Below are 26,697 nucleotides of genomic sequence, written 5' to 3'. Positions count from 1 at the left end.
TTATTTTGAGGATACTTCAAAATCTTAGATCGAAGGGCATGGTTTTTTATGCCTTTATTTATTTTGGAAAATTCTCACTTATTCTATTGACTTTACGAATGGATTTTTAATAAAATTATATTTCGACTGAAAAAATTGGAACGGACAGGAGGGAATCATCAAATGAGTAACATATTTGAAGAAGAATTACAGAAAATGAAAGATATTTTATGTACGATGGATGAGCAATTAGAGCAGCTTGAAAAAATCCCAGTTTATTATGGAGAAGATTTTAAAGAGCAAATTCTTGAAAGTATGAGGGAGTCTAATAGACAAAACTTACGTATCGGTGTACAAGAGCCGTACTTTGGAAGATTAGACTTTCAGGAGGATGGCAAAGAAGATGTTATGCCTATTTACATCGGTAAAGTAGGTGTTTCAGATAAAGATACGATGAAACCGATGGTCATTGATTGGCGAGCACCTGTCGCAAGTATGTTTTATTCATTTACCGGGGGGGATGAATTAGCATTTTATCAGTCACCAGACGGTTTAGTAGAAGGCGATGTTTATTTAAAACGAAACATTTCTATTCGAAAAAGAGAGCTTGAACGTGTTGTAGATACATATGTAAAAGGAAATGAAGATGTATCGCATGCCGATGATTTTCTTCTATATCGATTAGGCGAGAATAAAGATAATAAATTGAAAGATATTGTTTCGACTATACAATCGGAACAAAATGATATTATTCGTGCGGAAAGAAACTTACCATTATTAATTCAAGGGGTTGCAGGGAGCGGAAAAACAACGATCGCTTTACATCGCCTTGCTTTTTTAATTTATGAATACCGTGAACAACTTGAAGCGGAGAGAATGATCGTATTCGCTCCAAACAGTTTGTTTTTAGACTATATTTCGAGCGTACTTCCTGAATTGGGTGTAGGCAATATTAGTCAAACAACGTTTCCAGATTGGGCATTGCGTATGTTAGAGGGTTCGGTGAAACTAAAGCAGACAGAAGAAAAATTGAAAGAAGCCTTTTCAATTAATCGTGATGAAAAAAAGGTTATGCTAGGTAAGTTTAAAGGCACGCTTGAATTTAAGTCATTCATTGAAGAGAGAATGGTTCAACTTGAAAAAGAATTAGTACCGACGAAAGATTTTGAGGCGTGGGATAAAGCTGTTATTCCAGTGGAAGACGTTAAAAAATGGATGCAAGTGGAATATAAACATTATCCATTAAAGAAAAGAAGAGAACGTTTAGTCGGCCGAATGAAGCGTTGGATTGAAATTGAACTTAAAAAGTTTGGAGAAACAAACGAGAAAAAGTTACTGAAAAAAGAAGCGACAAAGAGATTGAACACATATATGAATTTTTGGCCAAAGATGAGCCCGCTTTCACTATACAGTTCAATGTTGAAAAGTAAAGAAATACTCGACGTATTACCTGAAGAATTAGTGCAAGAAACAGAAAAGAATTGTCGTAAAAAAGAAGTGTATGTAGAAGATTTGCCTGCTTTAATTTACATACATCATCGCATAACAGGTATTGAAATCGGACAGAAATTTCATCATGTCGTTATTGATGAAGCGCAAGACTTCTCACCATTCCAAGTTTATGTACTAAAAGAAATTACACTAGGTAATTCTTTCACTATATTAGGTGATTTATCGCAAGCGATTTATGATTATCAAGGAATTGAAGACTGGAGTGCTTTTAAGGAAGTATTCCAAGAAACAGGTTATTTTGAATTAACGAGAAGCTATCGTTCTACAAAAGAAATTATTGAATTCGCAAATGAAATAATTAAAAATGCAGAAATTCCTGTAGGGCTCGCAACGCCAGTTTTCCGTAGCGGGGAAGATGTGAAAGTAATTGGTACAGAAGATCAATTCACTGAAATTGTGAAGACATTACAATATCTACAAAATGAAGATGTGAAAACAATTGCGGTAATCGGAAGAACGGACGATGAATGCCGTGAAATGTATGAAAAATTAACGAATGCAGGATTAAAAGTGAACGTAATCGAAGCGGATCAAAGCAAATATGAAGGTGGTATTTCAGTAGTACCTGTCTATTTAGCAAAAGGTTTAGAATTTGACGCTGTATTACTAATAGATGTGGATGAAGAACATTACAAAAACACAAAACACGATGCGAAGTTATTGTATGTCGGATGTACGAGATCACTTCATGATTTATGGATTTTCTATAGTGGGGAAGCATCTCCGTTAATTAAGAAATAAAAAAATTCAAGAGGACTTTCTAGTAATGAACAGAAAATCCTCTTGTTTTTCTATATAAAGATACGGGGGAAATGAGTATGATTACAAAAGTAATAACAAAAAGAAATTGGGAAATCGCAAAAACAACTGGAGAAATTAATGAATCCTCACTTAATGAAGAGGGATTTATTCATTGTTCATTATTAGACCAAGCTTTAAAAGTGGCTCAAAAACATTTTAATCATGAAGAAGAGGTTTTATTACTTACAATAGATCCATCTCTTGTAAAAGCAGAAATAAAATATGAACTTGCTTCAAACGGTCAAGAATACCCGCATGTATATGGAGTAATCAATGTTGAGGCGATTGTAGAGGTTATCCCATTTCCTAAAGAAAAAGGAGAGTTTATATTACCAGAGGTACAAAGTTAAGAGTGTTATAGGTATTTAGGTTAGCTAGAAAAGCACAAATCATATAATTTGTGCTTTTTATTATCCTTTTTTTGTAAATGATTATTGTTTTTGTCACACTAATACTGTACGATACATAGTATAAAACATATACTGTATGACATATAGTAATGGAAATGAGGTGAATAAATGGATGCTTTATTAAATTCATTAATTACTGAGCTTAGAAGAGGGACTTTAACATTGGCGGTTTTAAGCCAATTAAGAACGCCGCAGTATGGATATTCACTTGTCCAACTATTAGAGAAATCAGGAATCGTAATCGATCAAAGTACTTTATATCCACTACTTCGCCGATTAGAAAAGCAGGAGTTAGTGACGAGTAGTTGGGATAAAACGGAGAGTAGACCTCGTAAGTATTATGTTTTAAGTGAATATGGATCAGAGATATTTTTACAATTGAAAAAGCAGTGGGTAAAGGATTCAAAAGAACTTTATAACTTATTAAAGGAGGAGGATGAAAATGAGTTTGATTGATATGTACGTCCATGAAGTTGCGAAGAGATTACCTGAAAAAAATCGTGAAGATATTACACTTGAACTACGGTCAACAATAGAGGATATGTTACCAGACGATTATAATGAGGAAGATGTGAAGAGCGTACTCGAAAAATTGGGAAGTCCAGTTTCATTGGCTAATGGGTACTTGGATAGACCAATGCATTTAATTGGACCACGTTATTTTGATGTATATACGACGCTATTAAAAATGATTATACCAATTGCAGCTGTTATTGCGCTCATTTCAATGGTGGCAGAAAATTTTATAGGCTATAATGGTGATCAAGCGGTATTAAATGTTATTTTACAATTGATAGGTAAAGGTATGGGGGAAATTTTTGAAGTGGGTCTCCATGTATTTTTCTGGTTAACACTTGTATTTGCTGTTATAGAAAGAACTGATAAAGAAAAGGATCCACACCCATTAACAACAAGTTTAAAAAAATGGACGCCAGATGATTTGAAAAATATTTCGTATATCCCGAAGAAAAAGGCGATCTCAAAGTTTGAAGTTTTTGGAGGTTTAATGTGGACGGCAATATGGGCTACACTTTACTTTTATGCGAATCATCTTGTAGGCGTATATCATGGTACAGAAAATGGACTGAAGTTTGTCGCGCAGACGTTTAATCAAGATGTTTTACTTCAATATTGGCCAATCGTTGTGGTTATGATCGTTTTCGAAGTAGCTATATCTCTTTATAAGTTAGTACTGGGACAATGGACGAAAAGATTGGCAATTGGGAATGCGATTCTTCAAGTAGTCGGAGCAATCATATTCATTGTAATTGTAGTAAATCCACATTTATTTAACGAAGGATTTATTACGTATTTGGCAAATGCATTTACTACTTCCCCAGAGGAATTTAAAACGTGGTTAATTGGCGGTGGGATTTTCATCTACTCGTTATCTGCTGCGATAAATATATTTGATGGTTTCCGAAAAACTAGTATTCGTAAGTCGTTATAAGTCTGAAATTTCGGTATAATAAAACTACTAAAAAAGATAAGCATTTTGAAAGGAAGAAAACTATGATAAGGGAAGCAACGACAAAAGATTTAGCCTTTATGTTAGATATTTATAATGATGCGATACTGAATACAACAGCTGTATATGCGTATAAACCTGTGACCCTTGAAAATAGAATAGATTGGTATGAACAAAAAAAAGCTGACGGTTATCCAATTTTCGTATACGAACTAGATAATAAAGTAGTAGGATTTGCGACATTCGGTCCATTTAGAGCTTGGCCTGCCTATAAATATTCAATTGAGCATTCTGTGTATGTTGATAAGGAATATAGAAAAAATGGAATTGGGACTTCTTTAATGAAAGAACTAATAACAATTGCACAGGAAAGAGAATATATGACTTTAATTGCTGGGATTGATGCAGAAAATGAGAAAAGTATTGCCTTGCATGAAAACTATGGATTTGTTTATGCAGGCACAATTAAAAAGGCAGGTTATAAGTTTAATAAATGGCTAGACTTAGCCTTTTATCAATTGGAGCTTAATGGACCTGTAAATCCTACTGAGAAATAGATATATCAGTTATGCGAAATAATTTTTTAAAAAGATAGTGTGAAGAACTTTCATACTATCTTTTTCTTATTGTGTTCAAGAATATCATTTAACAAATAAAGGGTTTTTACATTCTATATCGAATTTTCAGAGGGTGATAAAATGATATAGAAAGAGGAATGAATATGGAAACTGTCATACGAAAAATAAAAGAAATACAAACTGGCCAAGTCGGAATACTCGTTTATTCAACAAAGAATGGAAATATAGTTGCTTCCCATAACAATGAGCTATATGTTCCGTTAGCATCAGCAGCAAAAGTAGCAATTGGATTTGTAGTAGCAAAAATGGTAAAGGACAAACAAATTAGTTGGAATGATACACTTCATCACATTAAGTTTAATCCAAATGAGGATAGTGAGCAATTATATCCTCATTTACAGGGAAGAAATACATTAACACTTAATAAAGCGGTTGAAGTGATGATAGCTTGTCACGACAGTTATATTGCTAAGTCAATTGTTATGTATTGCGGAGGATGGGATACTGTCAGAGAATATATTTCAACATACTTTTCGAAGATTCATATACAGGAAAATCCTAGAGATGAGCAAAATGTAGGAGAGTTAAATCAAGTTCTTTCACTTTTAGTACATATATTTCAAGGTTACAAATCAGAACCAGTAGTATGGGAGCCAATTATTAACGGAATGGTAAGACAGCAAGGCGAATATGAAGGAATACCTTCATATCATTTAGCTCATATGACAGGTGGATTGCCCACAGCTACAATAAATATTGGTATAATGGGAATGTTTTATGAATTCCCGTTCCTTTATGTTATTGGGGGGGAAGATTTACCTAATCGACTTGAAAATAAAGATGTTGATGAAACTATTACAACAGCTTTGAAATATATATACAAAGAATATAGTGAAAGCATGTTAGGGGGGAACGATTGAAAAGAAACTTAAAAACTTCAACAATCATCATTTTAATTTTAACAATTATTGCTTTGGAAGTTGGAATCGCACTATATGATCGTACTTTGTCATTAGATACAATTTACTTTGCCGCGATTCTTATTTGCATTGTATTGCTTTTTGGTACACGTATTTCTGAAGATAAAGAAAATACATCGAAACAGAGACGGAGAAAAACTGCTCTTATATTTTGGCCATCTATTTTATTGTCAATCGCTTGTTTTGCAGTTGTAAGTTACGTAAGAACAGGCTATGTCTCTATACCCGGGATAATTGGCTTTACATGCTTTATTACATACGGAGGATTTGTTTTTATAAGTATTTTAAAACGAAGAAATAAAAATTAAATGTAGCTTACTAAGCTGAAAGGATGGTATATATGAAACGCATAGAGAGTGGTACTCGCAATGAAGGAGAATACATAAAAAATAAAGTAATTCAATATAACATGTCCATCTTAACAGAGGAAGTAAAACAACAGATGGAACAAGTAAGTTTTGTAGTGAAAGATGAAGAAGGGAGAATTTTTGGTGGTGTAACAGGTACAATGTATTTTTATCATCTACATATCGATTTTTTATGGGTTGATGAATCAGTTCGTCATGACGGATACGGCAGTCAATTGCTACATAAAATCGAAGAAATTGCGAAGGAAAAAGGATGTAGATTGATATTATTAGATTCATTTAGTTTCCAAGCACCAGAGTTTTATAAAAAGCATGGATACAGAGAATATGGTGTTGTTGAAGATCACCCGAAAGGGCATAATCAGCACTTTTTCGAAAAGAGATTATAATAATGTTATGTAGACTAGATGACGGGAGTATTAAAATGTACAATTATAAATTGCAACATGAACAACCGATCTGTGTAGAAAAAATAAAAACACTTTATGATTCTGTCGGTTGGTGGCCAGAAAGAGAAGAAGTCGATATTGAAAAGATGTTAAAGAATAGCATAGCAATTGGAGTATGGAAAGAAAATAAATTAATTGGATTTGCTAGAGTCGTTTCTGATGGTGTTTTTCGAGCATACATAGAAGATGTTGTTGTACATGAAAGTGTAAGAAATAACGGCATTGGAGAGAAGATGCTTACAATGTTACTTGAAGAAATATCTCATATTCATATTGTTAGTCTATTTTGCGGAGAGAAACTAATACAGTTTTATGGTGAACAGCAATTTCAAGCGACGAAGCAAATTGTGATGCATCGTAATCAAATTGTGAAAGAATAAGAGGTGTCAGTAAGAATGAATACAACGAGAGAGTATTGTTTATCAAAAAGAAAAGCGACAGAAGATTCTCCAGATGGCTGGAGTGCTACTTGCATGAGGCTCAATAATAAAATATTTGCGATATTGAATCATGAAGAAGGTGAAAAAGCTGCGATTACATTAAAATGCGATCCAGAACTTGCGTTAAGAATACGAGAAGATTATCCTGAAACAATTATTCCAGGGTATCATATGAATAAAAAGCATTGGAATACAGTGTACATACATAAGGATATAGGACAAGAACAAATTAATAAGATGATAGATTGGTCGTATGATTTAGTACTGCACTCATTTTCAAAGAAAAAGCAGCAAGAGTTAATGGATGAAATGTAAAGTGAACTCGATTATAAATAGCTAGTAAAATGATTATATTTTACTAGCTATTTGCAGTTTTAAAATATTTATCAGGAGACTTTGAAATGAATACGAAACGAAATAGATTACGATATGCTATGTTTACTATCATTGTTATTATTTTAGGCCTTAGTTCAAGAAAGTTTGCTTTCGCGTTACCGGATTTATTAAATGATTACTTAGGTGATGCGTTATGGGCGTTAATGATTTTCATTGGATTTGGATTTTTGTTTCCTAAAATAGAAACGAAGAAATTAGCTTTTATTAGTTTAATATTTTGCTACGGGATTGAAATTAGCCAATTGTACCATGCGGCTTGGATAGATAGCATTCGCGCAACGACTTTAGGTGGACTTGTATTAGGGTACGGATTTTTGTGGAGTGATTTAGTGGCTTATACAATTGGTGTTGGGGTAGGAATGCTTTGTGAATTGATGTTACAGAAGAAATAAGAGGTTTGTAAAAGGGGGCCTTTATGAAAAAAATAATATTAATTGGTTCTGGTGGTTCAGGAAAATCTACATTGGCAAAGCAGTTAGGAAATAAACTAAATATTAAGGTGCATCATCTTGATGCACTATTTTGGAAACCGAATTGGGAAGGTGTTCCGAGAGAAGAACAAATAACAGTTCAAAAAAACTTAATTAAAGATGAGAAGTGGATTATTGATGGGAATTACGGTAGGACGATGGATATAAGACTGAATGCAGCGGACACAATTATCTTCCTTGATATTCATAGAACAATTTGTATTTATCGCGCTTTTAAAAGGATGATCCAGTATCGAAATAAAACAAGACCAGATATGGGCGCGGGATGTGAAGAAAGGTTTGATTTGCAATTTTTCAAATGGATATGGGAATATCCTAATGCAAAACGACCTACAATTTTAAAAGCATTAGAGCAATTTTCGGAAGAAAAAAAGGTAATTGTTTTAAAATCTCCAAATGAGGTTCGGAAGTTTTTAAATCACATACAATAATAGATTGTGACGTAACAAACCTTTGTGGATATTACCGATTAGTTTAATAAAACTAATCGTTTTTTATTATGAAAAATTTAATATTTTCTACAAATTGCATATTGTTATGAGTACATCATTATTAATCTATGTAAAATGAATGTTTGGAGGAATAGAAAATGGATAACGATTTAATTCAAATGGTCGATTCATTAATGATTAATATTCCAGCAGGAGAGGTAGTATTAAGAGATGATCGAATAAAAAAAGAATGGCAAGTTCAAATTAAACCATTTCTTCTTGCAAAGTATGTTGTGACGATGGAAACATATTATGCTATTACGAATAGTACAGCAAATAATAATAAAGATAATCATAAACCAGTTGTAAATATTTCATGGAATGATGCAATTGCCTTTTGTAATTTACTTTCTAAAAAAGCGGGATTAACAGAGTATTATTCCATTAGTGATGACGACCAAAAGGTTAGTTGTAATGTAGAGTCCAACGGCTACCGATTACCTTCTGAAGCTGAGTGGCAATATGCATGTAAAGCAGGGACAACGGGATATACGTATGGGGAACTTCAGGAAATAGCATGGTATAATGAGAATTCAAGTGGACAAATTCATGACGTCGGTAAAAAGGAACCAAATGCATGGGGACTATACGATATGTTAGGTAACGTTTGGGAATGGTGCTATGATTTGTATGATGAAAAAGTATACGGATCGTACCGGATTTTTCGTGGTGGTAGTTGGGCTGAAGCAGCCAGAGGGTGTGGGGCTACTTGTCGCCGGCGTAGCCACCCTACATTTCATATAGATGATCTTGGTTTTAGGCTTGTGAGGTCAATTTAGCAGGAGAATGAAACAAAGAATATGGAAATGATTTAACTTAAGGAGTGTATTTAATGGCTAAAGTTTTATTCATTAACGCTGGATCAGAAGGACATATAAATCCAACATTACAAGGTGTAGAGGAACTGATTTCCCGTGGTGAAGAGGTCGTTTATTTTTCAATAGAAGCTTTCAGGGAGCGTATTGAGAAGACAGGTGCTACTGTACGAACGATTGATGATCAAAAATTTTTAAAAGCGTTTCTTTCCGGTGGCCGAAATTATTTACAAGAAAGAATTAATGGCCTTCTACATACAGCGGATATTGTAATACCAAGTGTTCTTGAACAAATTGAAGGAGAGCATTTTGACTATATGATTCATGATTCTATGTTTGGATCGGGCCATCTAATTGCTCAAATTCTTAAACTTCCAGCAATTAATTCATGCACATCTTTTGCACAGGATGAAAAATCATTTAAACAAATGTTAGACCATCTTTCTAAAAATATCCCGCTGGAAATTCAGGATAGAATACATAATGATTTTCAAAACTTAACAAAAGGAATTGCAGAGAAATATGGTGTTGAAATAAAATCACCATATGAAGTTTTTTGTAATCCAGCACCACTCACTATTGTGTGTACAATTAAGGAGTTCCAACCTTTTGGTGATACGTTTGATGAAACATATAAATTTGTAGGCCCATCTATTTCTGCACAAGTAAAAAATGAAGACTTTGATTTTACTTCAATTGAAGAAAAAAGCCTGATTTATATTTCTCTAGGTACTGTTTTTAATGAAGCGCTTGATTTTTATAAACTTTGTATTAAGACGTTTGAAAATAGTGAGCATACAATAGTTATGTCCGTGGGCAATAAAACGAAAATAAGTGATTTAGGTGATATTCCGAAAAACTTCATTGTGAAAAATTATGTACCACAAACTGAACTTCTAACATATACGAAATTATTTATTACACATGGTGGGATGAATAGTACGCATGAAGGATTATATAACGGGGTTCCACTAGTTGTAATTCCGCAAAGTGCAGATCAGCCAGTAATCGCAAAGCAAGTAGCAGATCTTGGAGCAGGAGTTAAATTACATATGAAAGAATTAACCGAGGAGCAACTACGTGAAAGTGTAGAGCTAGTATTAAAGACTCCTTCATTTACAGAAGCTGCTTTAAATATGAAGGAGTCTTTCCGAAAATCAGGTGGTTATAAGCAAGCGGTTGATGAGATTTTAAAGTTTAAAAGTAAATATGATATTTAATTCAAAGTTAAATTTTATATAAAAACAAGTGTCTATACTACATGGTATAGGCATTTTTTTATAAATATATTAACAGTTTCGTGTTATATAAAGTGGAGAATTACACTCATTTAAGTTAATGGATGGGTGGTGTTAGCCATTTAAATCACCACTTTTTTGAATATAAAACAAAAATTCTTAATAGTAAGATGAAAAATTGAAGTCCTGTAATCATTCCATATTTCGCTTTATAATGATAAAATGGTATTTTGTGGTTTTTAAAATTGTATTATCATATTGAAATACTATTTAAATTAAACGATGTAAAGGAGTAATAAGAATATGGAAGAGGAAAATAATTTTTCAATAAAGAAAATGTGGAAGATAACTAATCCTTCTAAAATTCATTTTATCTCAGGATTAATATTATCTATTGTTTCAAGTGTAATTTCATTGATCATACCTTTATTAATAAAGGATATAATGGATGAACTTTCAAATGGTATATCTTTTGGTTTAATAAGTCAAATTTCTATTTTGTTAATTTTAGAAATAATTTTTTCAGCTTTTTCTCTTTATCTACTATCTAAAGTAGGGGAGGAAATAGTGAAAAACTTGCGTGAAAAACTTTGGGAGAAGTTTTTAAAATTACCTGTAAAATATTACAATGATAATAAATCTGGTGAGATGGTAAGTAGAATAACTAGTGATACTACTGCAATAGTGAATATTATTTCATCTGAAATTGTTGATTTAATCACGAGTTGTATAACGTTAATACTTTCTTTAATTATTTTATTTACGTTAGATGTTCCAATGACATTGGTTTTGATTTTAGTAGTACCGATAACCCTTTTTATTGTAATTCCTTTGGGAGAGAAGGTATATGATCTTTCTTTTCAAGAACAAAATAAAATGTCTCAGTTGACGGCTTATTTATCACAGACCCTTTCTGAAATAAAGCTTGTGAAATCTTATAATACTGAATTGAAAGAAACGGAAAATGGAAAAAAACATTTTGAATTTCTTTATAAGAATGGAATAAAGAGGGCTAAACTTAATTCTATATTAACTCCAGTTTTAGGGACATTTACTACTATAGTTTTAATTGGTGTAATAGGTTTTGGTGCCTGGAGAGTAGATCAAGGTCTTATTAGTTCTGGTGAGTTAGTAGCGTTTTTATTGTATTTGTTTCAAATTATGTCTCCCTTTATACAAATGAATCATTTTTTAACGAGTTTTCAAGAGGCAAAAGGGTCTATGAAAAGGTTATTTGAAATATTAGAAGAAGAAGAGGAAGTTCAAGTTGTTACTAATGCATGTATTGGATCTCCAACACAATTAGAGTTTAAAGATGTTTCTTTTAGATATGATGAAAAAGAGAATGTTATTGAAGACATTTCTTTTAAAATTAAAAAAGGTTCTTTGACAGCACTAGTTGGACCAAGTGGTTCTGGAAAAAGTACGGTATTTTCGTTAATAGAAAGGTTTTATGATCCAACTAATGGAGATATTTTATTAGATGATGTATCTTATAAAAATATAGATGTAGAAGAATGGAGACAGAAATTTAGTTATGTTTCGCAAGATACTCCAATTTTTTCAGGTACAATTAGAGATAATATTTTATATGGAAAAAATGATAAGGTTACAGATGATAAATTGATAGAGATTGCAGCATTTGCAAATGCACATGAATTTATTGCTGGTTTATCGGATGGTTATAATACGGAGGTAGGAGAAAGAGGTAATCAACTTTCAGGTGGACAAAAACAACGTATTGCAATAGCTAGAGCATTAATGCGTGATGCTGATTTCCTGTTATTAGATGAGGCTACAGCAAATCTAGATTCTGATTCAGAAAAACAAGTACAAAAGGCTATAAACACATTAATTCATAAACAAACAACTTTTGTAATAGCACATAGGTTGTCTACTATAGTAGATGCTGATTAAATTATTGTATTACAAAATGGTAGAATTACAGGTTTTGGAACTCATGATGAGTTATTAAGTAATCATGGGTATTATCAAAAAGTTATTAAACAGCAATTTGAAAGACAATAATTCACAAATCGATGCAAGCTTAATAGGGAAATTTAAAATCTATTACAGTGAAGAATATGATAAGTTTTATGAAACAAACGAATAGGCTACAGAAAGGGTATTATACGAATCCATAATGCAGATTCATATAATACCCTTTTTATTACGACAATTCTTTAATCATAAGTATATGAGGAATACCATCTTCCATAAACACATCAGAAGAAGTTTGATAGCCTAATTTCCCATAAAATCCTTCCGCTTGTGTTTGACCATGTAATTTCACTTTTGTTGCTTCTTTGTTTCGAGCAATCTCTTCTAATGCTTGAATGATTACTTTTCCTAGTCCATATTTACGATAGTCTTTTAAAATACAAATGCGCTCTAATTTTCCAGCACCGTCAACAAATCGCATACGACCTGTACCTACAGGAAGCTCGTTATAATAAACTAAAATATGTTTACATTCTTCACCAATTTGATCAAATGTATCGAATTCATCTGCAAGAGGAACACCTTGTTCTTTTACAAATACTTCTTTTCGAATATGAAAGGCGATTTCTAAATCTGTAAGTTCTGTTATGAGTTTGGATTGCAAAATATTCAGCCCTTTCTAGTGCGATATGAATGTGTTTTCATAGTATATCATATTGTAACGTAATAGTAGAAAAAGGCTGACTTTTATAAGTCAGCCTTTTAACTCTTTTATGCCGTTTTCTGTTCCAATAATCGCTTTACTCGTCATATTTATAAACAATCCTGTTTCAACTACACCAGTAATCATTTTTAATTGATCGTGTAAATTGGCAGGATTAGATATATGATTAGGGAATACACAATCGATAATCATATTATTGTTATCCGTTATAAATGTATCGTTATCTTTTAAACGTAACGTTGTTTGACACCCTAAAGATTGAATTTTACTTTCGGTTTGTTTCCATGAAAAAGGTACAATTTCAACAGGCAATGGGAAAGTACCTAAATGCGTAACGAGTTTCGATTCATCAACAATGATAATCAGTTCTTTAGAGGAGGCGGCAACGATTTTTTCACGAAGTAATGCACCACCGCCACCTTTTATTAGCTGTAAATTTGAATCAATTTCATCAGCTCCATCGATTGTCAGGTCAAGCGTTTGTATGTCATTTAACGAAATCAGCGGAATGTTTAGTTGTTGCGCTAATACTTCAGTTTCCTTAGATGTAGGTACAGCTTGAATGGATAAACCTTCTTGTACACGTTGTCCTAACTTTTGTATCATCCAATATACAGTTGAGCCTGTACCAAGCCCAACTTTCATTCCATCTTGTACAAAGTCAGCGGCGTATTCGCCTGCAAGCTGTTTTAAATTCATTATTTTACTCCGCCGGTCGTGGTCCAGCATCAAGACCGGAATTTTCAACTGTAAGTACCGGACGAACGACTAAATCTTTATGTACACGCATTTGACAAGATAATCGTAAATGGTCTTCAATCCCTTTTTCCGTCATCGCATTTTTTTCATTCGCACTCGCTTCACAGAAATCACCTGCTATTATTTCTACTCTACAAGTTGTGCACCTTGCTTTTCCGCCGCAACGATGGAGAATATTTACACCGTTATCTTCAATTGCTAATACTAACTTTGTACCTTCTTTTACATCAAACGTTCCTGCACCTTCAATTGTTAATTTTGGCAAATTTGTTCCTCCTCACGTAAAATTGTACATAACATATTTATGACCGCGAATTCTTGAACATAAACATTATTTTTTTATATGCCCCGTAACTTTTTTATTTGTGGAATCGTTTATTAAGTAAGCGCTGAAAAGGAGTGGTTATTTTGTGCACAAAAGTAACTCAGGTTTTAAAGAATCATATCGATATGAATCATTCAAATATAAACTTTTTAATTGAGCAATATGGAGAGTTAAAAAGGTACTGTACATTTTTAACGAAAAACAAATGGGACGGAGAAGATCTCGCCCAAGAAACAGTTTGTAAAGTTCTTCAAAAATATAAAAATAAAGATATTTGTATGACGCTGTTATATAAAATAGCAAGAAATCGTTGGTTAGACCAACTGAAGTTGAAATCAGTTCATGAAAAAATAAAAGAACAAATTACTTTTGAAGAACCACATAAGAAAATTGCAGATTTGCATGAAATGGTAGGTAAAGTATTATCTTCATTAAATGTACAACAATCCGCAATTTTATTATTAAAAGATGTGTTTCAATATAGTATCGCGGATATCGCTAAAGTATGTTCTGTATCGGAAGGTGCAGTGAAAGCTTCTTTATTCCGGAGTAGAAATAGGCTGAAAACTGTAAGTGAAGAAGGGATTGAGATAGTCGAATTTACAGATGATATTGACATTGTTGTAACGTCTATTCGTGAGGAAAGACCGGAATTGTTAACAAAACTTCTTCCGACAATAGATTTTACTAAGTTACCATCTAAACAGCCAGTCTTATTATATAGTGTCAAAAAGCCTTCTTCCTACAGTTGTATGCTTTGTGCGGCATAACAATTATTGGAGGGATTTAAAATGAATGCAATTCCATATGTTGTAGAACAAACGAAATTAGGAGAACGTTCCTATGATATATATTCAAGGTTATTAAAAGACCGAATTATTATAATCGGTTCAGAAATTAATGATCAAGTAGCGAGTAGTGTCGTAGCCCAATTATTATTTTTAGAAGCAGAAGATGCAGAAAAAGATATATATTTATACATCAATAGCCCAGGCGGTTCAACGACAGCCGGTTTTGCAATATTAGATACGATGAATCTCATTAAACCAGATGTGCAAACACTTTGTATGGGATTTGCCGCATCATTTGGTGCATTGTTATTATTATCAGGTGCAAAAGGAAAACGGTTTGCGCTGCCTAACAGTGAAATTATGATTCATCAGCCACTCGGTGGTGCACAAGGGCAGGCAACGGAAATTGAAATCACAGCAAAAAGAATATTAAAGTTAAAGCATGATATTAATAAAATGATTGCAGAAAAAACAGGGCAATCACTTGAACGAGTAGCCCATGATACAGAAAGAGATTATTTTATGACCGCAGAAGAAGCAAAGGAATATGGGATTGTAGATGATGTTGTTGCGAAAAAATAACATGAAGCAGGCTAGAGAGTAATGGATATTCTCTAGCCTGCTTTTTAATCTTTTATCCATTCATCAACTAACGATTGATTCTTTTTAATCCACTTTCGCGCAGCTTCTTCTGGATCTTTCGTTTTATTTAACATGACCATTAACGTACCAAGCTGTTCATCATTCATTTTCCATTTATCAAAGTATTTTATAACATCTGGGTGATCTTTTTCGAAACCTTTACGAACGGAGTAATAAATGTCATCTTTTTCACCATATACTTTCTTAGGGTCTTTTAAATATTTTAAGTTGAATTCTGAAAAGCCCCAATGCGGATTCCAAAGCGTTACAGCGATTGGTTTCTTTTTCGTATATGCTTTTTTTAGTTCGCTCATCATTGCAGCTTCTGAAGATTGGACAAGTTTTAGTTTAATATCATATTCCTTCATCGCATTATTCGTTAAATTCATAAGGCTACTACCGGGTTCGATTCCGACAATTTTATTATCTAGTTCATCTTTATGAGCATTTAAATCTTCGATACTGTTTATGTTTTTCATATAAGAAGGGACGACTAAACCTAGCCCAGTGCCTTCATACCATTTTGATTTTAAGACAATGTCATCTTTATAACGATTGTTTAGCGGTTTATCCGTAACTGGTAGCCATACTTCTAAATTAGCATCAACATCACCACGAGCGACTCCAGTCCAAATTGCAGCTTTTTCTAAATACATGAGTTCAACTTTATAGCCTTTTTGTTCTAGTAATACTTTCCACATGTTTGCTGTTGCGATGTTTTCTTTCCAACTTGTTACACCTAGTTTAATTTTTCCTTTCGAATTTGCATTTGTTGCATTACATGAGGTGAAAATCATAGTAATAAATAGTATAAGGCATATAAGCCATATTTTCTTTCGCATCGAAAACCTCCTGAAGAACGTTTGCCTTTTTAAATAAATGTATAAGTAAACATTCTTATTATGAACGGAAATGAGAATTTTAAAGTAGGCTTATAAATGTCATTTTTATCCCGCTATTTTCCGAGCAGTAAAAGCCCAATTGGTGAAGACGAATAATCAGTAGGGGATGCCCCCACTGATTAAGGTTTCACTTTATGTAATATTTCTTTGTAAAATCGCAACACTATGTGAATAGATGGGTAGAAAAGGAGTAGTGACATGAATAATACAAAGGTGCGTGTTGAAAATGTAACAAAAGTATTTGGGAAACACCCGCAAAGAGCCCTTGCCTTATTAAAAGAAGGGAAAAGCAAATCAGAAATTTTGAAAGAGACAGGAATGAACGTTGGTGTGAAAAAGGCAACGTTTGAAGTGTACTCTGGAGAAATTTTCGTTATTATGGGGTTGTCAGGTAGCGGGAAATCTACGTTAGTTCGTATGCTAAACCAATTAATTAAACCAACCGCAGGTCATATATACATAGATGGTGAAGACATCGCAACGATGGGGAAAGAAGAGTTACGAAGAGTGAGAAGAACGAAGATGAGTATGGTGTTTCAAAAGTTCGCTTTATTTCCGCACCGTACAGTAATACAAAACGTTGCGTACGGGTTAGAAATTCAAGGAGTTCCAGTAGAGGAACGAGAAAATAAGGCGTTAGAATCGCTACAGTTAGTAGGACTCGATCATCATAAAGATAATTACCCAAGTCAACTTAGTGGTGGTATGCAGCAGCGTGTTGGAATCGCAAGGGCACTAACGAATAATCCAGATGTATTACTAATGGACGAGTCATTTAGTGCATTAGATCCACTTATTCGAAAAGAAATGCAAGATGAATTGTTAGAGTTACAAGATAAAATGGAAAAAACAATTATATTTATTACACACGATTTAGATGAAGCGCTTCGAATTGGAGATCGTATTGCATTAATGAAAGATGGAGAAATCGTTCAAATTGGAACGCCGGAAGAGATAATGATGAGCCCTGCTAATGAATTTGTAGAGAAGTTCGTTGCGGACGTTAATTTAGGAAAAGTAATTACCGCGGAATCTATATTAAAACGACCGGAGACTTTATTAATTGACCGTGGGCCGCGTGTAGCACTTCAAATTATGAGGAACGCTGGTGTTTCTACAGTATATGTTGTAAACAAAAAGTATGAGTTTTTAGGTATATTAACCGCAGATGATGCGAGTAAAGCAGTGCAAAAACAGTGGCCGATTGCTGATTTACTACTTAACGATATTCCACATGTTTATTTAGATACTTTACTGGAAGAGACCTATGCGAAAATGGCGGAGATGAAATATCCGTTACCCGTAATTGATGAGAAGAAAAGACTAAGAGGAATTATTAAACGTGAAAGCGTCATTCAAGCTCTTGCAGGAAATATTGAGGAAGAGGTGAAAGACGATGAATAGCATACCTCGTATTCCATTAGGGGAATGGGTCGATTCATTTGTTGCGAGTTTATATGAGCACTTTGAAGGATTGTTCCGAGGATTCTCTTATATTATCGGTGGATTTGTTGATTTACTCACTAATTTTTTAACAATAATACCAGCTATATTGATGATTATTATCCTATGTTTTCTCATTTGGTACACAACGAGAAAATTATCTTTAGTCATTTTTACACTCATCGGATTGTTATTTATTTTAAATATTAATTACTGGGCACAAACGATGCAAACATTAGCACTCGTACTTACATCTGTTATTATTTCAATCATTGTTGGAATTCCAATTGGGATATTAGCATCTCAAAATGAACGTTTCTCAAAATTTTTAAAACCGACTTTAGATTTTATGCAAACAATGCCCGCGTTCGTTTATTTAATACCGGCCATTACGTTTTTTGGCGTAGGTGTTGTTCCTGGTATTATTGCTTCAGTGATTTTTGCAATGCCACCGACAATTCGTTTTACTGACCTCGGAATTAGACAAGTTCCAGAGGATTTAATTGAAGCAGCGAATGCATTTGGTTCAACCGCATCACAAAAACTATTTAAAGTGCAATTACCGCTCGCAACTGGAACAATTATGGCAGGTGTAAATCAAAGTATTATGCTTTCATTATCAATGGTCGTAACAGCATCACTTGTAGGAGCACCAGGTCTTGGAGTCGATGTGTACCGTTCTGTTACACAAGTAAATATCGGAATGGGATTTGAGGCGGGACTAGCCATCGTCGTGATTGCGATTATATTAGACCGCATTACACAAGGATTTCATCAAAAAAGAAGATAAAAAGAAAACACACTTTATTATACAAAGTGTGTTTTTTTGTTCGGAAAAATTACATACGAACAATAACAGAACCGCCAGCTGGTGCGCAAACTTGATTTTGCTGTTGTTCCATTGATTTTATTAAATGATTATTCTCTTCGATTAATGAGATTAATTTCGCTAATTGGCTTTCAAGGCTTGCAATGCGCTGCATCATATGCTGAGAATCATAATACAGTGTATTCCTTGTAGCGTGGGGCGAGTAAATATATTGTTGATTTAGATTTGGATTCCAATGAGGATGCATTTGAATCGTTCCTCCTTCAATGAATTACTGTTCTTTCTTATAGTAAATGCCTATGTATATGTAATGGTGACTTAAAAATCCTTTCAAATGAAGAGGATTATGTAGGGGGAATGGAAAAGTAATAAAGTACATATTTTGGAAATTTTTAAGCGGGAAAGCAAATATATTAGGAGATAGTAACGTTCATGTAAATGGATATTATATGAGGAGAAATTATGAGAGGAGATGCAGTTTTGGCTAATAATACAAAAAGAAATGACGCAATGACAATCGGTATCGCTATAGGTATTGTAATCGGTGTAGTACATAGTTTATTTACTGATAATTTAGTAATCGGAATTGTCATTGGAATTTGTATAGGGATTATTGTGTTGAAGAAATAATCAATTGTAAATATGAAATTTGATTGGATCGTATATGATTTTAATGAGGAAATTGCTAACTAAAGAGAGTGAATTTTCGGAATATAAAACCTGTTTTTCCTTTTTTTATGATATTATAAATGGAAAGGATGGTGATGGATATGTCAATTAATAATCCAGCAGATAAAAACTGTTTCATTTGCGAAAAACACAACGGAAATATTACAGTTCCAGGTGGTGCTATTTATGAAGACGATCTCATATACGTTGGACATGTCCATTGGGAAAAGGAAGAAACATATCTTGGTTACGTAATGATTGATATAAAAAGACATGTACCTGGTCTAGCTGAATTAACTGAAGATGAGGCAAAAGCATTCGGACTCATAACAAGCAGAGTAAGTAAAGCGCTAAAAGAAAGCGAAGGTGCAGAACATATTTACACTTTTGTTTCAGGAAATGGTGTACCACATATGCATATGCACATTATACCGCGTTATCCGAATACACCAAAAGAGTTTTGGTCACCGACTGAGGTAGCAAATTGGACTGGGGCACCATATGGAAATTCAAATGAAATTAAAAAAACTATGCGAAAGAATACGAAAGTATATGGTAAATGAGTATGCATACAACAAATAATACACAATATTCATGGGTTGGAAATACAGAAATGTGTTTAGGAGAAATCTCAGTTAAACATTATGGTGATATCGTGCTCGGTAAATACGGTGGGAATATAAGTGCTGGAGCGAAAAAGAATGAAGATGGTGCGTTAGTTTGGTCAAATGTTGACTGGGAATTCGCTATTATATTAGACGGACACAATAGCGCAGAAAGTGTTGAGCTAGTAGTACACACAATCGAAAAAGAATATGAGAATATCAACACGATTATGAAAGAACCAATTGAAACAGTTTTTCGATCTGTTGAAAATCATATACTTACAATTTTTCAATCGCAGTCATTTAAAGAAGAATGTGAAAAAATTAAAGGTGAGACAGCTTGTTTAATCTGTGTAAGAAAAGATAATTTTATATGGTGGCTATCTATTGGCGATTGTCTAGTGTATGTATTTCATGAAGAATTACATAAATTAGGACAATATACATTAAATCAACGTCATTTTTACGAATGGATTGGTAATGTTAATACATTTGATTTACCTGTTCCGTGCTATTCATCAGGGATTCGTGAATTACGTACTGGAAAGAATCGAATTGTAATGGTGACAGATGGGGTATTGGGATGTGGGGAACGACGATATGAAAAGTCATTAAATTTGTATGAAGATATGAATGGAAATAAGAAAGAGCTAACAGAGTGTGTTCGAAATGTATTAGAGCACGTTCATCATCAATTAGGACGTGATAGTGCGACAATTATAAGTTGGGATGTTGAAAATAAAGGGAATGCTACGTATCCGAGTGATCAGCCGGAGAAAATCCAAACGATTAAGTAAAGGAGGATACCTCTCTGTTTCATGTGAAAGTCATTGTATTAGTTTTATGGATCTTATTCTTAGGTGTTTTAGAAAATATAGTGAGAAAAAAGATGAATATACCGAAACAAAAAGGATGGAATAATAAATATGTAAACAAGTCTCATAAATGGGGAAACAGAATTATTATTTTTTCTTATATAGTGGTTATTATTATATGTTCTTCTCTTTCAAACCCCTTATACATGGGCTTTCTACCTTTTCTGTTTTTAATTACGTTATATAGTTTTGATACATATATGGAATGGAAATATGACAGGGAATCGAGGGAGTTCTTGATGTCCTTAGGTGGGGCTGTATCGATAATGATAACAGGGCTGATTCTATATTTTTTTATTTAATACGTATTAATTACAGCCCTATAGCAATGTCATATAATAAGCAATTAAAGGGAGAGAAGAAATGAAAAGTCCTCGATTACGTGCAGAAGCAATGATTTTAAACGAAGAACACACAAACATATTAGTACAATGTGATGAGAATGAATCATTTTACCGTTTTCCAGGTGGCTCCATTGAATTTGGTGAAACGGCAAAAGAAGCAATAGCACGAGAACTATGGGAAGAATATAATTTAAAAGTTTTTGTTCAAGAATTAGCAGTTGTAAACGAGAATATTTTTGAATGGAACGGAGAAAAGGGACATCACTGTACATTAATACATTGGGGAACTGTTCGAGAAGTAGTTGCAAATGAAATAAGGCACAAAGAGCATGAGGATATTATTTTAATCTGGAAAAGTATAGAGAAATTAAAGGCAAAGCCAACATATCCTGAAGGAATCTTAAGTTATTTAGAAGAGAATAACCGTAATATAGCCCACTTTATTTTAGATAATTCAATGGGGGAATAGGAGGAATGTTAATGGGAACTTCTACTTTTTGGATTATAAGTATTGTTTTTTGTATAGCTGTCTATTTTTTTGATAAGTTTTTAAGAAAAAAATTAAATATGCCAAAAATAGGTTTTTGGGGATATAAAAAACATGTAAATAGTTTGCATAAAAAATTGGAAATAGGACTACTTTTTATTTATTTAATAACTAGCTTTATTTTTATTTTTAAATTCGAAAGTATTAATATTGCTTATGTCATTTTCACTTATTTAGGGGGTACGTTGATCTTAAGAGCATGGATGGAATGGAAGTATGCTAGAGAATCGAAAGATTATATATTTTCACTAATTGGAGTATTTACATTTGTTTTTATGACTTCGATGCTATTTTACTTCGTTCCACCTGCTGCATAAAAAATGAAAGGGATATAAGGGGGATGAATTAAGTTGGATTTAGATGTGATTTTAAAACAGATTCACGAAAAATATAAAGAGCAATCATTTATAATAATAGGCATTGATGGTTGTGGCGGTGCTGGAAAAAGTGCGCTAGCCAATAAAATAAAAAGTAACCATTTATCTGTTAGGTGATAAATGGTTACTTTTCGTGTGAAAAATTACTATGTTATTAATCCTTAACTGTATTTAATATGCATTTAATGAAATTTGTTTTATCCTCTGCGTACTTATGTTTATCATTAGGATTAGCTTGTGAAAGCTGAATTTTTAACTGTTCATACTGTATACGAGAGGTTTTATTGTGTATTAAGTAATCTCTGAATTGTAGTTGTTCTATTAAATATTTGTTCCCTCGTTCATACATATGAATTTGATGAGTTCTTGGCTCACCTTTATTAAAATAATATCTTTCAGGCAATACATCTTTTCTGTACTTATAGTTTAATAGTTCTAACTTTTTAATACATTTCAAACCATCCGTATAATCTTCTAATTCAATTGCAATATCAATAATCGGCTTTGCACTTAAATGTGGAATGGAAGTACTGCCAATATGGTGTATTGCTAAAATATATTCGCCAATTTGTTCCTCAATGAATTGTTTCTCTTTTAAAAACTCAATTCCCCATTCTTCGTTCCATGGAACTAAAAACACTTTGCCATGTGGTAAACCTAACATTTAATTAGCACCCCTTACATAATTTTTCAATAATGTAATTACATCTTCTTCAAACTCCTCAAAACAAGGTACTCCCACAATCTCCAAGTAAGAATCTTCTTCACAAAAACCATAAATTTGACACCTTTTCCGATTGGATATCGTAAATTCGTACGCTTAGATTCAGCAATTTCTACGATTTTTTTAGCAACATCTATCGGATTACCCAATGTACCACTGCCGCTATTAATATGTTTTTGAATTTTATCCATATATTCCTTGTACGGAGAAGAAGTAGCAGATTGGTTTTCAGCTAGTTGTTTACCAACTTCCCAAATGTTCGTGTTATAAGAACCTGGTTCGATTAAAGCAACGTCTATTCCGAAAGGTTTTACTTCTAAACGAAGTGATTCACTCCAGCCTTCTAATGCATATTTGGAAGATACGTAAGGAGATAAACCAGGAAATCCAACTTGGCCGCTAATACTGCTTATATTAATGATTTTCCCGCTTTTTTGTTCTCTCATATATGGTAAGACAAGCTGGGTGATTGATATTGTACCAAAAAAATTCGTTTCAAATTGTTTACGGTATTCCTCCACTGGGATTTCCTCTACAAAGCCCCCAGTTGCATATCCTGCATTATTAATGAGAAGGTCTACTCTATTGATTTCTTTTAAAAATAATTGAAAGTTATATATAGAATTTTGATCTGTTACATCTAATTGTTGAACTTTTATATTTTGTTGTAAATTGAGTTTAGTAGCTTGAGATAGTAAGTTTGCTTGTTTTTCAAGGTTTCGCATTGTAGCAATGACTATATAGTCTTTTTTCGCAAGTTCAAGTGTAGTTAATAGTCCGAATCCACTTGATGCCCCTGTAATAACCGCGATTTTTTTATTCATTTGTCGCTCGCTTTCTTTTTCTTTTATCATAACGAGTTGTAAGCAGAAAATCTATTAATCTTACATATTGTTTCTATATATTCATTTTATTTCTAAACTACAGGCACTGATGTATGGTTCAAGTGCTTATTGATTCTTAATTTGCATATGTATGGAATGGTTTTAAAGCAGGGAATTGTGTGGAATCACCGTATATAGAGTAGAGAGTATGATATAAAAGTTGATGAAATGGAGGAAGAAAAATGACCCATGTGAAAGATGTATTAGCAGATCAGTTATTAGCAAATGCCAATGATCCTAGTTGGTATATTCCATTTTCAGATGCAGTTAAGGATTTATCAGAGAGAGAAGCTTTTTGGAAACCGAATGAAGAGAGTAATAGTATAGCAGAAATTGTACAACATCTACTGTACTGGAATTCAACGTGGCAAACTAGGTACAAAGAATCAAATGTTAATGCCGTACCTGCTATTGGAGATAATAACAAAAGTTTCATGCTTTCCGATAATCAAACCTTTGATGAGTTAAGAGAAAAACTACTAGAGAAACTGTTACAATGGCAAAAGCTTATAAATGAAGAGAAGGTTGAAAGTGATGTAGTAGGATTTCCTGTTTCTGCAAAGTGGTGGGAAGTGCTAGCGAATGTAACGACTCATAATGCGTATCATATAGGTCAAATTATTTACATCCGAAAATTACAGAAGAGTTTTGATAATGAATAAAGTAATGATTCTTTTATTAAGGGAACAAAAGTGGACAAAATGAGACATTAGTCTCGTTTTGTCCACTTTTTTATTTTTAAAAGAAAGAGAAAACCTATTAAATCAAGGATTAGAATTTGGCACAGTATTTGCAATATAAAAGATGAACAAGAAAATAGGAGGGCTGGACATGTTAAAAACAACTGAAAGTAAAGGGAATGAAATTACGAAAGAACAAGCTCGTTGGATGTATGAAAAAATGTTAGAGATTCGTAAGTTTGAAGATAAGGTACATGAATTATTCGCGCAAGGTGTTCTACCAGGTTTCGTTCATTTATACGCAGGTGAGGAAGCGGTAGCAGTTGGTGTATGTGCCCACTTAACAGATAGCGACAGTATTACAAGTACGCATAGAGGACATGGACATTGTATCGCAAAAGGCTGTGATTTAAACGGTATGATGGCTGAACTTTTTGGGAAAGCGACAGGATTATGTAAAGGAAAAGGCGGCTCAATGCATATTGCCGATTTAGATAAAGGAATGCTTGGTGCGAATGGAATTGTAGGCGGTGGTTTCCCGCTTGCTTGTGGTTCAGCATTAACAGCTAAATATAAAGGGACTAAAGATGTGAGTGTGTGTTTCTTCGGTGACGGAGCAAATAATGAAGGAACATTCCATGAAGGGGTTAATTTAGCGGCGATTTGGAAGTTACCAGTTATTTTTATTGCAGAAAATAACGGTTACGGTGAAGCAACGACATTTGAATATGCTTCAAGTTGTGATTCCATTGCGGATCGTGCGAAGGCTTATAACATTCCAGGTGTTCAAGTGGATGGAAAAGATCTTCTAGCTGTATATAAAGCTGCTGAAGAAGCAGTAGAACGTGCGCGTAATGGTGGTGGTCCGACCATAATTGAATGTATGACATATCGTAATTACGGTCATTTCGAAGGTGAAGCACAAACATATAAAACTTCAGAAGAAAAAGAAGAGCATTTAAATGAAAAAGATGCGATTGTGCATTTCCGTAAGCATTTAATTCATGAAGGATTATTAACAGAAACTGAACTTGTAGATATGGAAAAGGCAGTTGATGAAGCAGTACAAAAATCAATTGAATTTAGTGAAAATAGTCCATATCCAGAGGATGCAGAATTATTAAAAGATGTATACGTTTCTTACAAATAAGAGGAGGGTGAAAAATAATGACTAGAACAGTAAGTATGTCAACTGCAATTAATGAAGCGATGAAAATATCAATGCGTCGTGATGAAAATGTAATTTTAATAGGGGAAGACGTTGCAGGCGGTGCGCAAGTTGATCATTTACAAGATGATGAAGCTTGGGGCGGTGTACTTGGCGTAACGAAAGGGCTAGTACAAGAATTTGGCCGAAATCGTATTTTAGATACACCAATTTCAGAAGCTGGTTACATGGGAGCGGCAATGGCTGCTGCTGCAACTGGTTTACGTCCGATAGCTGAATTAATGTTTAATGACTTTATCGGTAGTTGTCTTGATCAAGTATTAAACCAAGGCGCAAAGTTCCGCTATATGTTCGGTGGTAAAGCGAAAGTGCCAGTTACAGTACGTACGATGCATGGTGCTGGTTTTAGCGCAGCAGCTCAGCATTCACAAAGTTTATACGCATTATTTACGAGCATTCCAGGTATAAAAGTTGTCGTTCCTTCTACTCCGTATGACGCAAAAGGCTTATTGTTAGCGGCAATTGAAGATGACGACCCAGTAATATTCTTTGAAGATAAAACACTCTACAACATGAAAGGTAAAGTGCCAGAAGGGTATTATACAATTCCTTTAGGTAAAGCAGATATTAAACGTGAAGGTTCTGATGTAACAATTGTCGCAATTGGAAAACAGGTTCATACCGCTCTTGCAGCTGCTGAACAATTATCAAAAAAGGGACTTGAAGTAGAAGTTATTGATCCGCGTTCTTTATCACCACTAGATGAAGATACAATTTTATCATCTGTTGAGAAAACAAATCGTCTTATCGTTATTGATGAAGCAAACCCAAGATGTAGCATAGCAACTGATATCGCAGCAATCGTAGCGGATAAAGGATTTGATTTATTAGATGCACCTATTAAACGAATAACAGCACCACATACACCAGTTCCGTTCTCACCACCGCTTGAAAAGTTGTATTTACCAACGCCAGAGAAAGTAATTGAAACGGTATCAGAAATGATCGGAGACCAATCTTTATTGCATGTGTAATGAACGATGAGAAGGGAG

Annotated in this window: 33 protein-coding genes and 3 pseudogenes; 29 read left to right on the top strand and 7 right to left on the bottom strand. The window is 33.6% G+C overall.

Annotated features, from left to right (window positions below; translation table 11 throughout):
* The first annotated feature begins 162 nt into the window (after positions 1 to 162).
* The 15 genes and pseudogenes from COE49_RS23295 to COE49_RS23225 all read left to right on the top strand — a co-directional run bounded on the left by COE49_RS23295 (position 163) and on the right by COE49_RS23225 (position 12,444).
* On the top strand, positions 163 to 2,232 hold the full coding sequence (locus COE49_RS23295; RefSeq protein ID WP_088229251.1) for a HelD family protein: 2,070 nt from the start codon (positions 163 to 165) through the stop codon (positions 2,230 to 2,232).
* A 77-nt stretch (positions 2,233 to 2,309) separates the two neighbouring features.
* On the top strand, positions 2,310 to 2,642 hold the full coding sequence (locus COE49_RS23290) for a DUF952 domain-containing protein (RefSeq protein WP_098252089.1): 333 nt from the start codon (positions 2,310 to 2,312) through the stop codon (positions 2,640 to 2,642).
* Positions 2,643 to 2,810: 168 nt separating this feature from the next.
* Positions 2,811 to 3,158, top strand: a complete 348-nt coding sequence (locus tag COE49_RS23285) for a PadR family transcriptional regulator (RefSeq protein WP_088229253.1) — start codon at positions 2,811 to 2,813, stop codon at positions 3,156 to 3,158.
* Complete coding sequence (locus COE49_RS23280) at positions 3,145 to 4,152, top strand: HAAS signaling domain-containing protein (RefSeq protein ID WP_088229254.1); 1,008 nt, start codon at positions 3,145 to 3,147, stop codon at positions 4,150 to 4,152. Before COE49_RS23285 ends, COE49_RS23280 begins: the two co-directional genes overlap by 14 nt.
* A gap of 62 nt (positions 4,153 to 4,214) precedes the next feature.
* A complete protein-coding gene (locus COE49_RS23275) occupies positions 4,215 to 4,727 on the top strand; it encodes a GNAT family N-acetyltransferase (RefSeq protein WP_088229255.1) in 513 nt (170 codons plus the stop codon).
* 164 nt (positions 4,728 to 4,891) lie between these two features.
* Entirely contained in the window at positions 4,892 to 5,668 is a 777-nt protein-coding gene (locus COE49_RS23270; protein WP_088229256.1) for a serine hydrolase, read from the top strand.
* Complete coding sequence (locus COE49_RS23265; protein ID WP_088229257.1) at positions 5,665 to 6,036, top strand: hypothetical protein; 372 nt, start codon at positions 5,665 to 5,667, stop codon at positions 6,034 to 6,036. Before COE49_RS23270 ends, COE49_RS23265 begins: the two co-directional genes overlap by 4 nt.
* A 32-nt stretch (positions 6,037 to 6,068) precedes the next feature.
* The gene (locus COE49_RS23260; RefSeq protein WP_088229258.1) at positions 6,069 to 6,485 is read left to right on the top strand and encodes a GNAT family N-acetyltransferase; all 417 of its coding nucleotides are present in this window, start codon (positions 6,069 to 6,071) and stop codon (positions 6,483 to 6,485) included.
* 35 nt (positions 6,486 to 6,520) lie between these two features.
* Entirely contained in the window at positions 6,521 to 6,925 is a 405-nt protein-coding gene (locus tag COE49_RS23255) for a GNAT family N-acetyltransferase (RefSeq protein WP_088229920.1), read from the top strand.
* Positions 6,926 to 6,940: 15 nt separating this feature from the next.
* Positions 6,941 to 7,300 carry an MmcQ/YjbR family DNA-binding protein gene (locus COE49_RS23250; protein WP_088229259.1) on the top strand — a complete coding sequence of 120 codons (360 nt, stop codon included), beginning with the start codon at positions 6,941 to 6,943 and terminating at the stop codon, positions 7,298 to 7,300.
* A gap of 86 nt (positions 7,301 to 7,386) precedes the next feature.
* Positions 7,387 to 7,773 carry a ribosomal maturation YjgA family protein gene (locus COE49_RS23245; RefSeq protein WP_088229260.1) on the top strand — a complete coding sequence of 129 codons (387 nt, stop codon included), beginning with the start codon at positions 7,387 to 7,389 and terminating at the stop codon, positions 7,771 to 7,773.
* A gap of 23 nt (positions 7,774 to 7,796) precedes the next feature.
* A complete protein-coding gene (locus tag COE49_RS23240) occupies positions 7,797 to 8,303 on the top strand; it encodes a DNA topology modulation protein (RefSeq protein WP_098252088.1) in 507 nt (168 codons plus the stop codon).
* Between the two features lie 158 nt (positions 8,304 to 8,461).
* A complete protein-coding gene (locus tag COE49_RS23235) occupies positions 8,462 to 9,142 on the top strand; it encodes a formylglycine-generating enzyme family protein (protein ID WP_088229262.1) in 681 nt (226 codons plus the stop codon).
* A 53-nt stretch (positions 9,143 to 9,195) separates the two neighbouring features.
* The gene (locus COE49_RS23230; RefSeq protein WP_098252087.1) at positions 9,196 to 10,398 is read left to right on the top strand and encodes a macrolide family glycosyltransferase; all 1,203 of its coding nucleotides are present in this window, start codon (positions 9,196 to 9,198) and stop codon (positions 10,396 to 10,398) included.
* Between the two features lie 321 nt (positions 10,399 to 10,719).
* A pseudogene (locus COE49_RS23225) lies at positions 10,720 to 12,444 on the top strand (ABC transporter ATP-binding protein).
* 142 nt (positions 12,445 to 12,586) lie between these two features.
* Here COE49_RS23225 and COE49_RS23220 read toward each other — a convergent pair.
* From COE49_RS23220 to COE49_RS23210, 3 genes are all read right to left on the bottom strand, one after another.
* Entirely contained in the window at positions 12,587 to 13,021 is a 435-nt protein-coding gene (locus COE49_RS23220; protein ID WP_098252086.1) for a GNAT family N-acetyltransferase, read from the bottom strand.
* A 90-nt stretch (positions 13,022 to 13,111) separates the two neighbouring features.
* Positions 13,112 to 13,780: a ribose 5-phosphate isomerase A gene (gene rpiA, locus COE49_RS23215; protein ID WP_088229266.1), complete on the bottom strand. Its 669-nt coding sequence runs from the start codon at positions 13,778 to 13,780 to the stop codon at positions 13,112 to 13,114.
* Between the two features lie 4 nt (positions 13,781 to 13,784).
* Positions 13,785 to 14,105, bottom strand: a complete 321-nt coding sequence (locus COE49_RS23210; protein ID WP_060631141.1) for a 2Fe-2S iron-sulfur cluster-binding protein — start codon at positions 14,103 to 14,105, stop codon at positions 13,785 to 13,787.
* A gap of 143 nt (positions 14,106 to 14,248) precedes the next feature.
* Between COE49_RS23210 and COE49_RS23205 the strand changes: the two genes are divergently transcribed.
* Positions 14,249 to 14,935 (top strand): RNA polymerase subunit sigma-70, encoded by a 687-nt coding sequence (locus tag COE49_RS23205; RefSeq protein ID WP_088229267.1) that lies wholly within the window; start codon positions 14,249 to 14,251, stop codon positions 14,933 to 14,935.
* A 21-nt stretch (positions 14,936 to 14,956) separates the two neighbouring features.
* Positions 14,957 to 15,538 carry an ATP-dependent Clp endopeptidase proteolytic subunit ClpP gene (gene clpP / locus COE49_RS23200; RefSeq protein WP_098252085.1) on the top strand — a complete coding sequence of 194 codons (582 nt, stop codon included), beginning with the start codon at positions 14,957 to 14,959 and terminating at the stop codon, positions 15,536 to 15,538.
* A gap of 44 nt (positions 15,539 to 15,582) precedes the next feature.
* Here clpP and COE49_RS23195 read toward each other — a convergent pair whose 3' ends face one another.
* Complete coding sequence (locus tag COE49_RS23195; RefSeq protein WP_098357704.1) at positions 15,583 to 16,440, bottom strand: glycine betaine ABC transporter substrate-binding protein; 858 nt, start codon at positions 16,438 to 16,440, stop codon at positions 15,583 to 15,585.
* A 258-nt stretch (positions 16,441 to 16,698) separates the two neighbouring features.
* Between COE49_RS23195 and COE49_RS23190 the strand changes: the two genes are divergently transcribed.
* Positions 16,699 to 17,904, top strand: a complete 1,206-nt coding sequence (locus tag COE49_RS23190) for a quaternary amine ABC transporter ATP-binding protein (protein ID WP_088229270.1) — start codon at positions 16,699 to 16,701, stop codon at positions 17,902 to 17,904.
* The gene (locus COE49_RS23185) at positions 17,897 to 18,733 is read left to right on the top strand and encodes an ABC transporter permease (RefSeq protein ID WP_002147403.1); all 837 of its coding nucleotides are present in this window, start codon (positions 17,897 to 17,899) and stop codon (positions 18,731 to 18,733) included. The genes COE49_RS23190 and COE49_RS23185 overlap by 8 nt, the downstream gene beginning before the upstream one ends.
* A 49-nt stretch (positions 18,734 to 18,782) precedes the next feature.
* Here COE49_RS23185 and COE49_RS27390 read toward each other — a convergent pair whose 3' ends face one another.
* On the bottom strand, positions 18,783 to 19,019 hold the full coding sequence (locus COE49_RS27390) for a hypothetical protein (protein WP_140417257.1): 237 nt from the start codon (positions 19,017 to 19,019) through the stop codon (positions 18,783 to 18,785).
* A 215-nt stretch (positions 19,020 to 19,234) separates the two neighbouring features.
* On the opposite strand from COE49_RS27390, the gene COE49_RS23175 reads away from it, so the two are divergent.
* The 7 genes and pseudogenes from COE49_RS23175 to COE49_RS23145 form a co-directional block, all read left to right on the top strand.
* On the top strand, positions 19,235 to 19,402 hold the full coding sequence (locus COE49_RS23175) for a glycine zipper domain-containing protein (RefSeq protein ID WP_098357703.1): 168 nt from the start codon (positions 19,235 to 19,237) through the stop codon (positions 19,400 to 19,402).
* A 128-nt stretch (positions 19,403 to 19,530) separates the two neighbouring features.
* Positions 19,531 to 20,023 (top strand): annotated as a pseudogene (locus COE49_RS23170) (HIT family protein).
* Positions 20,001 to 20,843 (top strand): PP2C family serine/threonine-protein phosphatase, encoded by an 843-nt coding sequence (locus COE49_RS23165; protein WP_088229272.1) that lies wholly within the window; start codon positions 20,001 to 20,003, stop codon positions 20,841 to 20,843. The pseudogene COE49_RS23170 and the gene COE49_RS23165 overlap by 23 nt, the downstream one beginning before the upstream one ends.
* A 23-nt stretch (positions 20,844 to 20,866) precedes the next feature.
* Entirely contained in the window at positions 20,867 to 21,223 is a 357-nt protein-coding gene (locus tag COE49_RS23160) for a DUF4181 domain-containing protein (protein WP_170933739.1), read from the top strand.
* A gap of 61 nt (positions 21,224 to 21,284) precedes the next feature.
* Positions 21,285 to 21,734 carry an NUDIX domain-containing protein gene (locus COE49_RS23155; protein ID WP_088229274.1) on the top strand — a complete coding sequence of 150 codons (450 nt, stop codon included), beginning with the start codon at positions 21,285 to 21,287 and terminating at the stop codon, positions 21,732 to 21,734.
* Between the two features lie 11 nt (positions 21,735 to 21,745).
* Entirely contained in the window at positions 21,746 to 22,129 is a 384-nt protein-coding gene (locus COE49_RS23150; protein WP_088229275.1) for a DUF4181 domain-containing protein, read from the top strand.
* A gap of 33 nt (positions 22,130 to 22,162) precedes the next feature.
* Positions 22,163 to 22,300: pseudogene (locus tag COE49_RS23145) on the top strand (uridine kinase); the annotation flags it as partial.
* Between the two features lie 43 nt (positions 22,301 to 22,343).
* On the opposite strand, the gene COE49_RS23140 reads toward COE49_RS23145, so the two are convergent.
* Complete coding sequence (locus COE49_RS23140; protein WP_088229276.1) at positions 22,344 to 22,853, bottom strand: GrpB family protein; 510 nt, start codon at positions 22,851 to 22,853, stop codon at positions 22,344 to 22,346.
* 38 nt (positions 22,854 to 22,891) lie between these two features.
* On the bottom strand, positions 22,892 to 23,737 hold the full coding sequence (locus tag COE49_RS23135) for an oxidoreductase (protein ID WP_212590126.1): 846 nt from the start codon (positions 23,735 to 23,737) through the stop codon (positions 22,892 to 22,894).
* A 242-nt stretch (positions 23,738 to 23,979) separates the two neighbouring features.
* Between COE49_RS23135 and COE49_RS23130 the strand changes: the two genes are divergently transcribed.
* The 3 genes from COE49_RS23130 to acoB all read left to right on the top strand — a co-directional run bounded on the left by COE49_RS23130 (position 23,980) and on the right by acoB (position 26,679).
* Positions 23,980 to 24,459: a DinB family protein gene (locus tag COE49_RS23130; RefSeq protein WP_088229278.1), complete on the top strand. Its 480-nt coding sequence runs from the start codon at positions 23,980 to 23,982 to the stop codon at positions 24,457 to 24,459.
* 169 nt (positions 24,460 to 24,628) lie between these two features.
* Positions 24,629 to 25,627, top strand: coding sequence for an acetoin:2,6-dichlorophenolindophenol oxidoreductase subunit alpha (gene acoA / locus COE49_RS23125; RefSeq protein ID WP_088229279.1), 999 nt, complete (start codon positions 24,629 to 24,631; stop codon positions 25,625 to 25,627).
* A gap of 17 nt (positions 25,628 to 25,644) precedes the next feature.
* Positions 25,645 to 26,679 (top strand): acetoin:2,6-dichlorophenolindophenol oxidoreductase subunit beta, encoded by a 1,035-nt coding sequence (gene acoB / locus COE49_RS23120; RefSeq protein ID WP_088229280.1) that lies wholly within the window; start codon positions 25,645 to 25,647, stop codon positions 26,677 to 26,679.
* Positions 26,680 to 26,697 lie beyond the last annotated feature (18 nt).

Source organism: Bacillus sp. AFS029637, assembly GCF_002584985.1.
Taxonomy (GTDB): Bacteria; Bacillota; Bacilli; order Bacillales; family Bacillaceae_G; genus Bacillus_A.
This window is presented reverse-complemented; position numbering and strand designations above follow the sequence as displayed.

Excerpts from the sequence above, each read along its gene's own strand:
- COE49_RS23295 (WP_088229251.1), top strand. The coding sequence starts at position 163 with ATGAGTAACATATTTGAAGAAGAATTACAGAAAATGAAAGATATTTTA.
- COE49_RS23290 (WP_098252089.1), top strand. The coding sequence starts at position 2,310 with ATGATTACAAAAGTAATAACAAAAAGAAATTGGGAAATCGCAAAAACA.
- COE49_RS23285 (WP_088229253.1), top strand. The coding sequence starts at position 2,811 with ATGGATGCTTTATTAAATTCATTAATTACTGAGCTTAGAAGAGGGACT.
- COE49_RS23280 (WP_088229254.1), top strand. The coding sequence starts at position 3,145 with ATGAGTTTGATTGATATGTACGTCCATGAAGTTGCGAAGAGATTACCT.
- COE49_RS23275 (WP_088229255.1), top strand. The coding sequence starts at position 4,215 with ATGATAAGGGAAGCAACGACAAAAGATTTAGCCTTTATGTTAGATATT.
- COE49_RS23270 (WP_088229256.1), top strand. The coding sequence starts at position 4,892 with ATGGAAACTGTCATACGAAAAATAAAAGAAATACAAACTGGCCAAGTC.
- COE49_RS23260 (WP_088229258.1), top strand. The coding sequence starts at position 6,069 with ATGAAACGCATAGAGAGTGGTACTCGCAATGAAGGAGAATACATAAAA.
- COE49_RS23255 (WP_088229920.1), top strand. The coding sequence starts at position 6,521 with ATGTACAATTATAAATTGCAACATGAACAACCGATCTGTGTAGAAAAA.
- COE49_RS23250 (WP_088229259.1), top strand. The coding sequence starts at position 6,941 with ATGAATACAACGAGAGAGTATTGTTTATCAAAAAGAAAAGCGACAGAA.
- COE49_RS23245 (WP_088229260.1), top strand. The coding sequence starts at position 7,387 with ATGAATACGAAACGAAATAGATTACGATATGCTATGTTTACTATCATT.
- COE49_RS23240 (WP_098252088.1), top strand. The coding sequence starts at position 7,797 with ATGAAAAAAATAATATTAATTGGTTCTGGTGGTTCAGGAAAATCTACA.
- COE49_RS23235 (WP_088229262.1), top strand. The coding sequence starts at position 8,462 with ATGGATAACGATTTAATTCAAATGGTCGATTCATTAATGATTAATATT.
- COE49_RS23230 (WP_098252087.1), top strand. The coding sequence starts at position 9,196 with ATGGCTAAAGTTTTATTCATTAACGCTGGATCAGAAGGACATATAAAT.
- rpiA (WP_088229266.1), bottom strand. The coding sequence starts at position 13,780 with ATGAATTTAAAACAGCTTGCAGGCGAATACGCCGCTGACTTTGTACAA.
- clpP (WP_098252085.1), top strand. The coding sequence starts at position 14,957 with ATGAATGCAATTCCATATGTTGTAGAACAAACGAAATTAGGAGAACGT.
- COE49_RS23195 (WP_098357704.1), bottom strand. The coding sequence starts at position 16,440 with ATGCGAAAGAAAATATGGCTTATATGCCTTATACTATTTATTACTATG.
- COE49_RS23190 (WP_088229270.1), top strand. The coding sequence starts at position 16,699 with ATGAATAATACAAAGGTGCGTGTTGAAAATGTAACAAAAGTATTTGGG.
- COE49_RS23185 (WP_002147403.1), top strand. The coding sequence starts at position 17,897 with ATGAATAGCATACCTCGTATTCCATTAGGGGAATGGGTCGATTCATTT.
- COE49_RS27390 (WP_140417257.1), bottom strand. The coding sequence starts at position 19,019 with ATGCATCCTCATTGGAATCCAAATCTAAATCAACAATATATTTACTCG.
- COE49_RS23175 (WP_098357703.1), top strand. The coding sequence starts at position 19,235 with ATGAGAGGAGATGCAGTTTTGGCTAATAATACAAAAAGAAATGACGCA.
- COE49_RS23165 (WP_088229272.1), top strand. The coding sequence starts at position 20,001 with ATGAGTATGCATACAACAAATAATACACAATATTCATGGGTTGGAAAT.
- COE49_RS23155 (WP_088229274.1), top strand. The coding sequence starts at position 21,285 with ATGAAAAGTCCTCGATTACGTGCAGAAGCAATGATTTTAAACGAAGAA.
- COE49_RS23150 (WP_088229275.1), top strand. The coding sequence starts at position 21,746 with ATGGGAACTTCTACTTTTTGGATTATAAGTATTGTTTTTTGTATAGCT.
- COE49_RS23140 (WP_088229276.1), bottom strand. The coding sequence starts at position 22,853 with ATGTTAGGTTTACCACATGGCAAAGTGTTTTTAGTTCCATGGAACGAA.
- COE49_RS23135 (WP_212590126.1), bottom strand. The coding sequence starts at position 23,737 with ATGAATAAAAAAATCGCGGTTATTACAGGGGCATCAAGTGGATTCGGA.
- COE49_RS23130 (WP_088229278.1), top strand. The coding sequence starts at position 23,980 with ATGACCCATGTGAAAGATGTATTAGCAGATCAGTTATTAGCAAATGCC.
- acoA (WP_088229279.1), top strand. The coding sequence starts at position 24,629 with ATGTTAAAAACAACTGAAAGTAAAGGGAATGAAATTACGAAAGAACAA.
- acoB (WP_088229280.1), top strand. The coding sequence starts at position 25,645 with ATGACTAGAACAGTAAGTATGTCAACTGCAATTAATGAAGCGATGAAA.